This window comes from Terribacillus jepli, assembly GCF_047228925.1.
In the GTDB taxonomy this organism is placed as follows: domain Bacteria; phylum Bacillota; class Bacilli; order Bacillales; family Amphibacillaceae; genus Terribacillus.
The window spans coordinates 178,473-191,353 of the sequence record NZ_JBFEGH010000007.1; the positions used below are offsets into that span (position 1 = coordinate 178,473).

A 12,881-nucleotide genomic window follows, 5' to 3' on the forward strand; every position below is an offset into this window, starting at 1 on the left:
CTCTGCAACAGGGAATTGTTCCGCTACTATAACCTTCAACGCAATATTTTATAATGACTGTTCCTTCATTATTACCATATAGAAGTGAAAAATGCAACAAGGATTTTGGACTCACTACGAAAATTGACTATTATGGTATAATAGACAAACCAATTCGGGGGTGAAATATGCAAATCAAAGCAATATGGACGAGAATCAAGAAACGAATTGCCGAAGCTTGGAAGGCTGGGCGAATTCAGCGGAATTCTCGTATCACATATGACGTCATCTGGAACTTATTTCTCTTTTTCCTACTTATAGCTGGCGTCGGGATCTTCTTTGCTGCAGGAGCTGGTGCTGGATATTTTGCATCACTTGTGAAGAATGAGCCCGTCCGATCCTATGACTCTATGAAAGAAGAAATCTACAATTATGAAGAGACTTCCTCCATTTATTTTGCGGATAATGTTTTCCTAGGCAATATCAAGACCGATCTCTATCGCGAAGATGTGAAACTCGATGACATTTCACCATATGTCATTAATGGCATTATTGCGACAGAGGATGATAATTTCAAAACTCATGACGGCGTAGTCCCAAAATCGATTCTAAGGGCGCTCATGCAGGAAGCTACGAACTCTGAAACGAAGACGGGCGGCAGTACGCTGACCCAGCAGCTCGTCAAAAACCAAATATTGACCAATGAGGTATCCTTTGAAAGAAAAGCCAAGGAGATCATACTCGCAATGCGCTTGGAAAAAGTGCTGAAGAAAGACGAAATTCTCGAAGCATATATGAATATAGTCCCGTTCGGCAGGAATGCTTCCGGTGACAATATCGCCGGCGTTCAAACAGCCGCCCAAGGCATCTTCGGCGTCGATGCCAAGGATCTTACCCTACCGCAAGCAGCTTTCCTAGCTGGATTGCCGCAAAGTCCGACGGCCTATTCGCCGTTCACCAATAGTGGTGAATTGAAAGAAGAGACGGCCATTCAGCCTGGTTTGAATAGGATGAAGCAAGTACTCAACCGAATGCTCGATGAGGGTTATATCGACCAGCAAGAGTACGATGATGCTATTGGCTATGACATTACCAAGGATTTTGCAGAAGCAAAACCAGTGGCCGCCGACGACTATGGCTATCTGACCACCGAGGTCGAGCAGCGAGCAGCGGATATCATCGCCATACAGCTCGCTGAACAGGATGGCCATTCCGAGAAAGATTTGAACAAAGATAATGATTTGAAGAACGAGTATCTGGAAAAAGCAGAACGTGATATTCGTCAAAAGGGTTACCAGATCCATACGACGATCAATAAGGATATGTATGTTGCCCAGCAGAAAATCGCGAAAGACTATGCTTATTATCAGCCCGATCATTGGGTGGAACGGACGAATAGTGACGGAGAAACAGAAACAGTTTCCGAGCCTATCGAAGCAGGATCCATCATGATCGAAAATAGTACTGGTAAAATACTTAGCTTTGTCGGTGGACGGGATCATGAGGAAAACCAAGTGAACCATGCTACTGACACGAAGCGTTCCAATGGCAGTACGATGAAGCCGCTGCTTGTGTACGCCCCAGCGATGGAAGAAGGAACGTTGCAACCGGGAAGTATAATCGGTGACTTAAGCAAGAAATTCACTGTCCCTGGATCATCAAAAACTTGGAATCCTGGAAACTACGGTGGAGTATACCATGGACTTGTAACTGCACGAAAAGCGTTGGAAGAATCCTATAACGTACCAGCAGCGAAAGCCTATAAGGAAATAGTCAACCTAGACCCCGCCAGCAAATACTTGGAAAGCATGGGAATAACGACTTTGACTGAAGGAGACCACTCCCAGCTAGCAGCTTCCCTGGGCGGTTTGGACTACGGTACCACTGTTGAAGAAAACGTCAATGCCTATGCAACTTTCGGCAATAATGGCGAATTCACGGACGCTTATATGATTGAATCGATCACTACAAAAGATGGCAAAGAGATTTATAAACACGAATCCGAATCGAACAAAGTGTTCAGCCCGCAGACAAATTATTTAATGCTGGATATGATGCGTGGTGTCCTGAACAACGGTACGGCTACGTATGCGAAATCCCAGCTGTCCAATAAGAATGTGGATTGGGCCGGTAAAACTGGTACATCACAGGATTACCACGATTCCTGGTTCGTTGCCACCAACCCGAATGTCACGGTCGGCGTGTGGATGGGGTATGATAAACAAGCTTCCATCCAGACCTCCGGCATGAGCTATAGTCAGAGAAACCAACTGCTATGGACACAATTGGTCAATAGCGCCACAAAGATCGATCCTGAACTGATGGCCCCTAGCGAGTCATTCAAGCAGCCGGACGGTTTGACAAAGGCATCCTATTGCGCGATTGGCGGCGGCAAACCAACGGACCTTTGTAAACAAGCTGGAATGGTCAAAACCGATTTGTTTGATATAGATCATGTACCAACGAAAGCGGATGACAGCCTGATCAAACAGAACGGTAAAATTGTGCTCAACCCAGATTTTGTTAAGGAAAATGGCTTACAGGGCGTCAGCATCGAACAGCTCTTCCCTAACAACGAAAAAATCCAAAAGCTGATCGGGAAAGCAGCAAGCAGCAGTGCATCCTCGAAATCGGATGATACTAAAACCGTAAAGACAAGTTCCGGTGCTCCGCTTCCGCCTACGAATGTACAAAAAGCGGATAAGAAATTGACGTGGACACAATCAAAAACAGGAGATGTGAAAGGATATCGCATCCTGCAGAAGCAAGGAGACAGCTTCAAGCAAATCGGATTCAGCGATCAATCCTCCTTCAATCTTCCAGACAATGATTCGACCTATCAAATCAAAGCTGTCGGCGCGAATGATAAGGAATCAGAAACCATTACATTATAAAAAACTAGCGTATCCAATTGGATACGCTAGTTTTTTATTTTGTCGAATTCCGTTCGATGATGCGGTGCGGAAGGATGACATTCTTCTCTGATACTTCCTCTTTATTCATCAGTTTTGTCAATAGACGCATGGCTACAGCACCGATGTCGTAAGTAGGCTGTACGACAGTGGAAAGGGTTGGGCGGACCATCGTCGCCAGTCTCGTATTATCATATCCGACCACTTCGATATCTTCCGGTACACGCAAACCATTGTCTTGGAAACCATGGATGACACCAAGTGCCATTTCATCAGAAGAAACGAATACTGCAGAAGGGCGATTAGTCAAATCTGCCAGCTGCTTTGCCGCTTCCAAACCGGAATTGTACGTATTGTTAGCTTTTACGATGTACTCCTGCTTCACTTCGGCATTGTTCTCCGTCACGGCGCGCAGATAACCTTTATATTTCTGGTTATTCGTTTCAGCTTCTGCCGTTCCAGCAACAAATGCCGGATGTTCATGATTATGATCGATCAGCAATTTCGTCGCTTCATACGCAGCTTGTTCATAATCGATTGCAACAGACGGCGTATCTCCTGTTCCTTGTACATTGGCTGCAATGACAATCGGTACTGGGGACTTCTCGAACTGCTGCAGTAGTTCATCGCTGATTTTGCCGCCCATGAAGACAATACCGTCCACTTGTTTCTCCAGCATGCTGTTGAAAAGCGTAAGCTCTTTGTCTGGGTTCTGATCGGAATTGCTCAGGATCATATTGTATTTATACATCGTCGCGATATCTTCTATCCCGCGGGCAAGCTCGGAGAAGAAGATACTGGAGATATCCGGTATGATTGCTCCGACTGTTGTCGTTCTTTTGCTCGCCAGCCCCCTGGCTACTGCATTTGGACGATACCCAAGCGCTTCGATTGTGCTGAGTACTTTCTTCCGGGTTGCAGGTTTTACATTAGGGTTGCCGTTTACCACACGGGATACGGTTGCCATCGATACGTTCGCTTCACGGGCAACATCGTATATGGTTACATTCATTGTGTCATTTCCTCCTATATTCCTTACACGATTCCAATCATCTAGGATGATAATATCAATTTGTATGTTTATTCACATATTCTTTACCCATTATACCAGAGTTTTGAACATTTCAGTAGAACGAGATGCAAAAAACGCTTGATACAACAGGATAGCTATGTTCCCAGCAGTCAATCCCCGGATGGGATACGGCTTGCATAACTGCTGTGCGCAATAAGATCTCGATAGAAAGCATCGAATCGAGGTAAATCCATTTGCTGTGCTGCATCGGAAAGGGCAACAGCCGGATCCGGATGGACTTCCGCCATAATGCCATCAGCCCCGATTGCCAGTGCCGCTTTCGCCGCCGGAAGCAATAAATCCCGTCGTCCAGTGGAATGGGTTACATCGACCATTACCGGAAGATGTGTCTCTTGTTTCAAAATCGGTACAGCAGTGATATCCAGTGTATTCCTTGTTGCTGTCTCGTACGTACGTATTCCCCGTTCACAAAGGATGATGTCATTATTTCCGCGGGAGCTGATGTATTCCGCTGCATGGATGAATTCAGAAATGGTGGAAGCCATACCTCGTTTTAATAGGATTGGCTTGTTGATATCCCCTGCTGCTTTAAGCAATTCGAAATTTTGCATATTGCGGGCGCCGATTTGAATCACATCCAAATATTCCGCCGCCATTTCGATATCTTCGGGTGCGACGATTTCGCTGATGACAGCCAAATCATACGTATCGGCAATCTTTTTCAAGATCCGGAGTCCCTCTTCACCCAACCCTTGGAAATCATAAGGGGATGTACGGGGTTTGAAAGCCCCGCCTCGCAGGAGCTTCAGGCCTTTGTCCTGAAGGGATCCGGCAACTTTGGCTGTTTGCTGATAGCTCTCCACAGAGCATGGCCCAAAAATGAACTGTGGCACACCAGCACCAATTTTTGTACCCTTGATGTTGATAACCGTATTTTCAGGCTTCCGACGCCGCGAGACAAGCAAAGCTTTATGCATATCGTCTTCCTGAAGCTCTAAACTGGCCTTGAAGATTTCCTTGAATATATGCTGAAGGGTAGCATCTTGGAATGGTCCTTTATTGTTATCAGCTATAACATTCAGCATATCTCTTTCACGGACTGGGTCGAAGCGTTTGGTTCCTTGCTTTTTCTTCACTTCACCGATTTCCTGGACCAGCTTTCCCCTTTTATTGATCATGGCAAGCAGCTCAAGGTTCACTTCATCCAATTTTTTTCGCAAAATCGCTAATTCATCCATATTCATCGCTCTCTCCCACTCTATTTCTATTATATCCAGCTCAGGTAATTAGCAATCATTATAGCTAAAAGTTTACTCGCTGTCATCCTTAAATAGTGTAGAATGAATCTAGGAGTTTCATAAGATTTCATTGTAGTGAAGCTAATAGTTCATTGCGGAAAGGAATATCGTCTTGAAGGAAAGAATTTTTGCCTTGGATATCGGAACAAGATCTGTTGTCGGTATGCTGCTGGAAGCAGATGCCGGCGTCTATACATTGATAGATCACGAGATGGTGGAGCACGATGAGCGCTCGATGCTTGACGGTCAGATTCACGATGTTGTAGCCGTTGCGCAAGTCATTTCGGAAGTGAAGCACAAATTAGAAGAAAAACACGGTCCGTTGTATAAAGTATGTGTCGCAGCCGCCGGACGTTCGCTGCAGACGAAACGTGTCCAGATTCGCCATTCCATCTCTGAACGAGGAGTATTGGACAAAGAGCAAGTACAGCATTTGGAGCTAAGTGCTGTCCAGCAAGCTCAATATGAAATTGCGCAATCGAAAGATAAGAGTACTGATTATTATTGTGTCGGCTACTCCGTTTTACATTATCAACTCGACGAGCAAGATATTGGATCCTTGATAGATCAGCAAGGTAATGAAGCAAGTGTGGAAATCATTGCTACTTTCCTGCCAAAGGTTGTTATTGAGTCGTTGCTATCCGCATTGAAGCGAAGCAATTTGGAGATGGATGCTTTGACATTGGAGCCCATTGCCGCAATCAGTGTCCTTATCCCACCCTCCATGCGCCGTTTGAACGTAGCGTTGGTCGATATCGGTGCCGGAACCAGCGATATCGCCATAACCAATGAAGGGACAATCACGGCATATGGCATGGTGCCAAAAGCAGGGGATGAAATCACGGAAGCATTGAGTGATCATTATTTGCTCGATTTTCACGTAGCGGAAACAGCCAAACGGGACTTGGCCGAAAAAAATGCAATCACAACGATGGATATTCTCGGTTTCGAACAGCAGCTGAATGGTGATCAGGTTGAACAGGATATAGGCCATGCGGTCGATCAGCTCGCAGAAGCAATCGCAGCTGGCATCATCCAGCTGAATGCAGTCGCACCGAAAGCTATCATGCTCGTTGGCGGCGGAAGTCAGACACCTGGTCTGGCTGGACGCTTGGCAAGTATCCTTGAACTGCCCAAAAATAGAGTAGCCATCCGCGGCACAGAAGCAATTCAGACGCTTGCAAAAACGGATAATGTCCCAGCAGGACCGGCGTTCATTACTCCTATAGGTATTGCACTGGCTGCTAAACAGAACCCAGTCCATTATGTCAGCATCCAAGTAAACGGACGAGTCATCCGTCTTTTCGATATGAAGAAACTGACAGTCGGCGATGCATTACTCGCTGCAGGTATTCAAATAGCACGACTCTATGGTAAACCCGGCGCTGCCTGCATGATTACATTCCAAGGAAAACCGCTTACCCTGCCAGGTACAATCGGAAAAGCACCGAAGATAAGATGCAATCAACAGCTTGCCGGTCTTGAATCGTCAATATACGATGGAGACAAGCTGGAAGTTGAAGCCGGAGAGGATGGTTTACCGGCACAAGTGACTGTACATGATATAACTGGAGATTTGGAACCGATGACTGTTTTCTATAATGGAGAATCGTACCAAGTGAAACAACAAGTGCTCGTAAATGGACAGCCGGTTCAACCTTCACACCGCCTGGAAGACAGGGATGATGTCCTTTTGCAGAGAGTGACTACCGCAGAACGCTTTTTACACGAACAGAAGCTGCCGCTGCCAGCATTGCCTGAGACAAAGGAATATGAAGTCTTCATCAATGATAGGTCAGTATCGATCGAAACTTTCGGTCAGGTATTTACTATCAATGATGTTCCGGCACGACTGCGGGATCAAGTAACCGATGGCGATAGTATCCGAATACAAGAACGAAAAGTCCCGACTGCCGCTGAATTGCTTTCTCATTTGCAGCCAAACAGCCCAACAACTTTAATCGTCGAATTTAACGGAAGTACGATTACACTCACACCACCTGCCGCACAGCTTTATAACAAGGAAAAACCAGTGGAGCTTGATGAGCTGATTCCGAGCGGCACCAGACTGCAAATGCGTGTTGCAACTGATCATTTCATCATTCAGGATATTTTTCGTTTCGTTGATATTGATTTGACAAAAGTAAGCGGGAATTTCCAAATATACAAAAACGGTTCACAAGCTTCTTTCCATGATGTATTGTCTCCTCATGATAAGATCGAACTGATCATGTAAAAAAGCTGTACGCGATTGCGTACAGCTTTTATTGTTCCTTAGTATACCGCTTGTAGTGGATATCATGAATGAGACGAATTGTGGGACGGATCAAGAGCAGTAAACTACCAGCCGCAAAGAGCCAACAACCCGCCGTCTTCCATGACTCATAAAGGAACAGGAAACTGCCGATGAGAAATATCAATCCGATCAAAAAATCATTCAGCATATATAAAATCTGATATGGCCGTTTGAAAAAAATGCCATATTCCCCAACACGGATGACTTCTTCTCCCTTTTCTCGATTGTGTTCGTGTTTCATTTCATGCTTACCTATTATCCATTCGGGATTCCTGATCCTGTAAAGCAGTCCCTGTAATATCGTGGTGGGATGTATGCCAGATGACCTGATTATTCACAAACAGCAATGCTTGTGGAGACTCATGCTTCACTTCATAACGCTCTGCAATCATATTGGACAGTTCCCTTGCTTCTTGTACATACAACGTATACATCGGCAGCTGTGTATCGAGACTATAGCGATCATATTCCTGCTTTGCACCGGCACTGATCGGACAAGTCAGACTATGCTTGAGCAGGTAGAACGCAGCCTCCCTATTCAATACATCCTGAAATTCCGCTTGATTCTGAATGACTTTCGCTTCCATGCTCAAAACTCCTTTCTAAAAATAAACAGACTCCTAAGCAAGCTGCTTAGGAGTCCAATCTTTTAAAGGTCCTTGTTTCGTTCAATCGTGGATTTCTGCTGTTCCATTTCCAATTCCCTTGCAGCTTCCTCGATTGCACGAGCAACTTCTTCTGCAGCATCTTCTGCTTCTTTATTGTTTGAAGCTGTCTCGTCTGCTTGGTCTTTGGAAGTCATATTTTTAACTTTATCCTGTACAGTCTGTGAAGATTCTATCACCTTATCTGCTACTGCACGGGATTTTTCCGTGACAACGTCTTTCCATTGTGCACCTTTTTCACTGTACTGTGTTTTCATCTCGCCCGCGCGCCCTTTCAGGGAGCTAGCCTGTTCCGAAATATCGCTGCGCAGTTCTTTACCGGATTTAGGCGCCAGAACAAGGGCAGTAACTGCTCCGACTACGCTGCCGATGATCGAACCAATCAGAAAATCTCTACCGTTCGTCTTTTTCGTTGCCATAATGCATTGCCTCCTATCGCGTCGCTGGTTTAGTGGGATGTTTCTTTTACTGGTAGCGGCTGCTCTGTCGGCTGCACTGCAGGTACAGAGGCACCCTCATTGGCTTCATTCTGCTTCTTTTTCTTCCATAAGTCAAGTATAACCGAGCCCCACTTCAATACTTGACCAGTTTGTTCTGTATGCTGTTCTGCAGATAACGCCACTTTATTGGAGACATTGCGGATGGAATTATTCAAGCTCTGAACTGTATCACCGATGCCTTCAATGCCATCGACAAGGGTGTTGAGCTTCTGCGCTTTTTCGCCGATGTCCTCTGCAAGATGATTTGTTTTGCTGAGCAGTTCTGCTGTCTCGCTCGTTATGCCTTGCATCTGTTTTTCGACGCCTTCCAATGTGCTTGCAACATCATTCAATGTGCGTGAAGCAGCTTTCAATGTTTTTGCGAGATAGATTACTAAGACTGCGAATGCAATGGCTGCAATCAATGCAGCGATGTACCCTAGAATTTCCATAATGAATAGTTCAGCTCCTTCTGGTATGTAGTATGAGTAGTTGAAGCACATCTCATGCCTTGTACTCCTTTGTCTAACTACGTTATTCCCCTGATTAACGTCATTAAACATTAAAGAACAAATAAAAAAAGGGAGCAGTACTCCCTTTTTAAGTGTAATGGATTATTGGACAGCTTGCAATGAATCTTCATAGCGTGCCTGGAATTTTTGGATATCCCCCGCCCCCATGAATAGAAGAATGCTGTCATCATACTGCTTAAGTACGTTTACATCCTCAAGCTGCAGCACTTCACAACCTGGTATGAGCTCCTGCAGATCCTGTATCGTCAAGTTTCCTTTCGCCTCACGGGCAGAACCGAAGATATCACATAGATATACCGCATCTGCCAGCTTCAAGCTGTCCGCGAACTCTTGCAGGAATGCTTTTGTCCTTGTGAAAGTGTGCGGCTGGAATACAGCAACAATCTGTTTATCCGGGTATTTCTTCCGAGCTGATTCGATTGTTACTTCGATTTCTTTCGGATGATGGGCATAGTCGTCCACCAATACTTGGCTGCCGGCTTGCTTTTCGGAGAAGCGACGTTTTACACCAGTAAAACCATACATTTCCTCCATCTGCACAGGTGTCATTCCTTCCTGATGGCATACAGCTACGACTGCCAAGGCATTGAGCACTTGATGATTTCCATAGCCAGGAATGGTGAACGTATGATAGAAACTGCCTTCTACATATACGTCGAATACCGTGCCATTCGGCTCTTCATGTACATTCTTTGCTTTATATGTGTTAGCGTCATCAAATCCATAATAATGGATCGGTACATTCGTTTGCAAATCACGCAAATAAGCATCATCCCCGCAAGCAATGATTCCGCGCTTGACTTGATTGGCCAATTGCTGGAATGCTTGGAACACATCCTCGATATTCTGGAAGTAATCAGGATGATCGAAGTCAACATTCAGCATAACAGCATAATCCGGTTTATACGCAAGGAAATGGCGGCGGTATTCGCACGCTTCGAAGACAAAATAGTCATTCTGCGGCTGACCGCTTCCGGTTCCATCCCCTATCAGGTAGGATATAGGGTGGGACTGGTGCAGTGTATGCGCCAGAAGACCCGTCGTCGATGTCTTGCCATGAGCGCCTGTTACCGCAATGCTGCGGAATTTATCCGCATAAGCTCCTAAGAAGTCATGATAACGGTAGAACGGAAGACCGATTCTTTTCGCTTCCACGATCTCCTCATGATCATCCGAGAACGCATTGCCGGCAATGATTGTCAAACCAGGTTTGATATTATCTTTTGTAAATGGCAATATAGGAATATTTTTATCTTTCAGGGCCTGATCTGTAAAGAAAACCTTCTCCACATCCGAGCCTTGGACTTTTTCGCCTGCATCATGCAGGATCTGCGCCAATGCACTCATACCAGATCCTTTAATACCAATGAAATGGTAAGTTGTCATAGTAGGAACCTCCACTTAATAATATATCGCTTCTGTATGGTGTTAGTATAAGTATGTAATCTGTAGTGTGTCACATATACATGAAAAAAAGCATACTAGCAACAGTATAGCATTTTGTCGGGATTTATTAAATGCACAATCTCTGCCGTTACGCTTTTTACAGTATATACAGACCGCTGCCTAGTTGTGTCTTAAAATAGTACAGCCTGGACGTCCTTGGGACAACATCCAGGCTGTCTGTCATTCCGCTTGGAGCTGAGCCAGCGAGACGAGGACATCACGCGGCTTGCTGCCTTTTTGTTCCGAAATGACTCCCCTCATTTCCATATGATCAATCAATCTTGCTGCCCGGTTATAACCGATTTTAAAACGACGTTGCAGCAAACTTGCACTTGCACTGTTATGCTCGATGACAAATTCTACTGCTTCCCGATACAGCTCGTCCTCTTCCTCTTCTGATTCACGTCGTTCAAGCAGATCCTCATGCTGGAAAAGGTATTCAGGCGGTGCTGTCTGTTTCACATGCTCCACGACCCGTTCAATCTCTTCATCCGAAACAAAAGCACCTTGGATGCGCTGGGCTTGCCGCGCGCCATTCTCGATGAAGAGCATATCGCCTTTACCAAGCAGTTTCTCTGCACCATTATTGTCGATGATCGTCCGGGAATCGACTGCAGAGGAAACACTGAAAGCAATCCTTGTCGGTATATTCGCCTTGATCAAACCGGTGATGACATCAACGGACGGCCGCTGTGTCGCCAACAGCAAATGTATACCGGCAGCACGTGCTTTCTGAGCAATCCGGCATATCGCATCCTCGACATCCTGCGGGGATACCATCATCAAATCTGCAAGTTCATCGATGACGATGACCAAATATGGAAGCTTATCAGCATGACGGCCTTGCTTGGATAGCTTCTCGTTATATCGACCGATATCCCGGACCCCTTCGCCAACGAACTTCATGTACCGTTCTTCCATTTCATTGACTGCCCACTTCAATGCTGCAGTGGCTGCTTTCGTGTCGGTAATAACTGGCGATACAAGATGAGGCAAGTCATTATAAGGAGCAAGCTCCACCATCTTCGGATCGATCAGCAGGAACTTCACCTGCTTGTGATTCGCTTTATAAAGCAAGCTGAGCAGGATGGTATTGATACACACGCTTTTACCCGATCCTGTGGCTCCGGCAATAAGTCCATGCGGCATTTTCTGCAGATCGGTCACAATCGACCTGCCGGAAATATTCAGTCCCAGCGCGACCGAAAGTGGAGAACTGTTATCCTGGAAATCTTCCGTTTCCAGGATCTCTTGTAAGCCGACTTGCTTGGAGACAGCGTTAGGGACTTCGATTCCAATCGCATTTTTTCCAGGAATCGGCGCCTCCATCCGGATATCCTTAGCAGCCATATTCAGCTTGATATCATCCGTCAGACTCTTGATCTTGCTGACTTTCACACCCATTTCAGGCTGGACCTCAAAGCGAGTGACAGATGGCCCCTGCATCGCATTTACCACATGCGCATTCACATTGAAATGCTCCAAAGTAGTCTCCAAAAGGTGGATCTGCTGATCGACCCAAGCATCGTTTTCGATTGTTTGTTCAACAGGATCATTGAGAAGATGCATCGGCGGACTGGTAAAACTCGGCTCAGTCTGCACGTTCACTTCTTCAGCAGACTCCTCTATTACCTGGGGTGCTGGGTTTTTGATCTTATCCAAATGATTCCGTTTATCACGCGGTGTCATGAACACATTGAACGGTACCGGTTTCCGGACTGCATTGCTTGCTTCGCGAATTCCGGAACTTGCGGCCTCCTCAGAAGCACCGCTAACTGTTGCTTGTTCTTGTTGCACTCCTGGTTGCAATACTTTCTGTTCTGCTAAGGATGATTGCTTCCATTCCTCTTCTTCCTCGGCGTGTAATTCATTTTCGCCTTCCTGCTCCAGTACAGTCGGTATCTCATCCATTTCTTCCACTTGCCCTGGATCTGTCGTTGCTAGCTCCATATGCACTGCTTCTGGTTGGGAAGATACGGAATTGGTTTGATCCTGTCCCTCGGCTGTCAATTCTTTTTCATCTTTCACTACAGTCGCATCTTCTTCCATTTTCCCTGGAGCTGGCGTTGTTTGCTCCATATGCACTGCTTCTGGTTGGGAAGATACGGAATTGGTTTGATCCTGTCCCTCGGCTGTCAATTCTTTTTCATCTTTCACTACAGTCGCATCTTCTTCCATTTTCCCTGGAGCTGGCGTTGTTTGCTCCATATGCACTGCTTCTGGTTGGGAAGATACGGAAT

Annotated in this window: 10 protein-coding genes and 1 other annotated feature (1 of these 11 only partly in view); of the genes, 2 read left to right on the top strand and 8 right to left on the bottom strand. The window is 45.7% G+C overall.

Annotated features, from left to right (window positions below):
* Window positions 1-48 (bottom strand) — a binding site (T-box leader) (it extends 159 nt beyond the left edge of the window).
* Window positions 49-167: 119 nt separating this feature from the next.
* Complete coding sequence (locus tag AB1K91_RS10190; protein WP_413089731.1) at window positions 168-2,873, top strand: transglycosylase domain-containing protein; 2,706 nt, start codon at window positions 168-170, stop codon at window positions 2,871-2,873.
* 34 nt (window positions 2,874-2,907) lie between these two features.
* Here the strand turns inward: AB1K91_RS10190 and ccpA are convergent, their stop codons facing one another.
* Together ccpA and AB1K91_RS10200 are read right to left on the bottom strand one after the other, a co-directional pair.
* The gene (gene ccpA / locus AB1K91_RS10195) at window positions 2,908-3,903 is read right to left on the bottom strand and encodes a catabolite control protein A (protein ID WP_413089733.1); all 996 of its coding nucleotides are present in this window, start codon (window positions 3,901-3,903) and stop codon (window positions 2,908-2,910) included.
* Between the two features lie 170 nt (window positions 3,904-4,073).
* Window positions 4,074-5,168 (bottom strand): bifunctional 3-deoxy-7-phosphoheptulonate synthase/chorismate mutase, encoded by a 1,095-nt coding sequence (locus AB1K91_RS10200; RefSeq protein ID WP_413089735.1) that lies wholly within the window; start codon window positions 5,166-5,168, stop codon window positions 4,074-4,076.
* Window positions 5,169-5,334: 166 nt separating this feature from the next.
* Here AB1K91_RS10200 and AB1K91_RS10205 point away from each other — a divergent pair, with 166 nt between their 5' ends.
* Window positions 5,335-7,458 carry a cell division protein FtsA gene (locus tag AB1K91_RS10205; protein WP_413089737.1) on the top strand — a complete coding sequence of 708 codons (2,124 nt, stop codon included), beginning with the start codon at window positions 5,335-5,337 and terminating at the stop codon, window positions 7,456-7,458.
* A 28-nt stretch (window positions 7,459-7,486) separates the two neighbouring features.
* Here AB1K91_RS10205 and AB1K91_RS10210 read toward each other — a convergent pair whose 3' ends face one another.
* The 6 genes from AB1K91_RS10210 to AB1K91_RS10235 all read right to left on the bottom strand — a co-directional run bounded on the left by AB1K91_RS10210 (window position 7,487) and on the right by AB1K91_RS10235 (window position 12,849).
* Window positions 7,487-7,759 carry a YrhK family protein gene (locus AB1K91_RS10210; protein ID WP_413089738.1) on the bottom strand — a complete coding sequence of 91 codons (273 nt, stop codon included), beginning with the start codon at window positions 7,757-7,759 and terminating at the stop codon, window positions 7,487-7,489.
* A 7-nt stretch (window positions 7,760-7,766) separates the two neighbouring features.
* A complete protein-coding gene (gene ytxJ / locus AB1K91_RS10215) occupies window positions 7,767-8,105 on the bottom strand; it encodes a bacillithiol system redox-active protein YtxJ (RefSeq protein ID WP_413089739.1) in 339 nt (112 codons plus the stop codon).
* Window positions 8,106-8,167: 62 nt separating this feature from the next.
* Entirely contained in the window at window positions 8,168-8,602 is a 435-nt protein-coding gene (locus AB1K91_RS10220; protein WP_413089741.1) for a YtxH domain-containing protein, read from the bottom strand.
* Window positions 8,603-8,631: 29 nt separating this feature from the next.
* Window positions 8,632-9,114 (bottom strand): DUF948 domain-containing protein, encoded by a 483-nt coding sequence (locus tag AB1K91_RS10225; RefSeq protein WP_093728786.1) that lies wholly within the window; start codon window positions 9,112-9,114, stop codon window positions 8,632-8,634.
* Between the two features lie 162 nt (window positions 9,115-9,276).
* Window positions 9,277-10,581, bottom strand: a complete 1,305-nt coding sequence (gene murC / locus AB1K91_RS10230; RefSeq protein WP_413089743.1) for a UDP-N-acetylmuramate--L-alanine ligase — start codon at window positions 10,579-10,581, stop codon at window positions 9,277-9,279.
* A gap of 240 nt (window positions 10,582-10,821) precedes the next feature.
* Complete coding sequence (locus tag AB1K91_RS10235) at window positions 10,822-12,849, bottom strand: DNA translocase FtsK (RefSeq protein WP_413089757.1); 2,028 nt, start codon at window positions 12,847-12,849, stop codon at window positions 10,822-10,824.
* Window positions 12,850-12,881 lie beyond the last annotated feature (32 nt).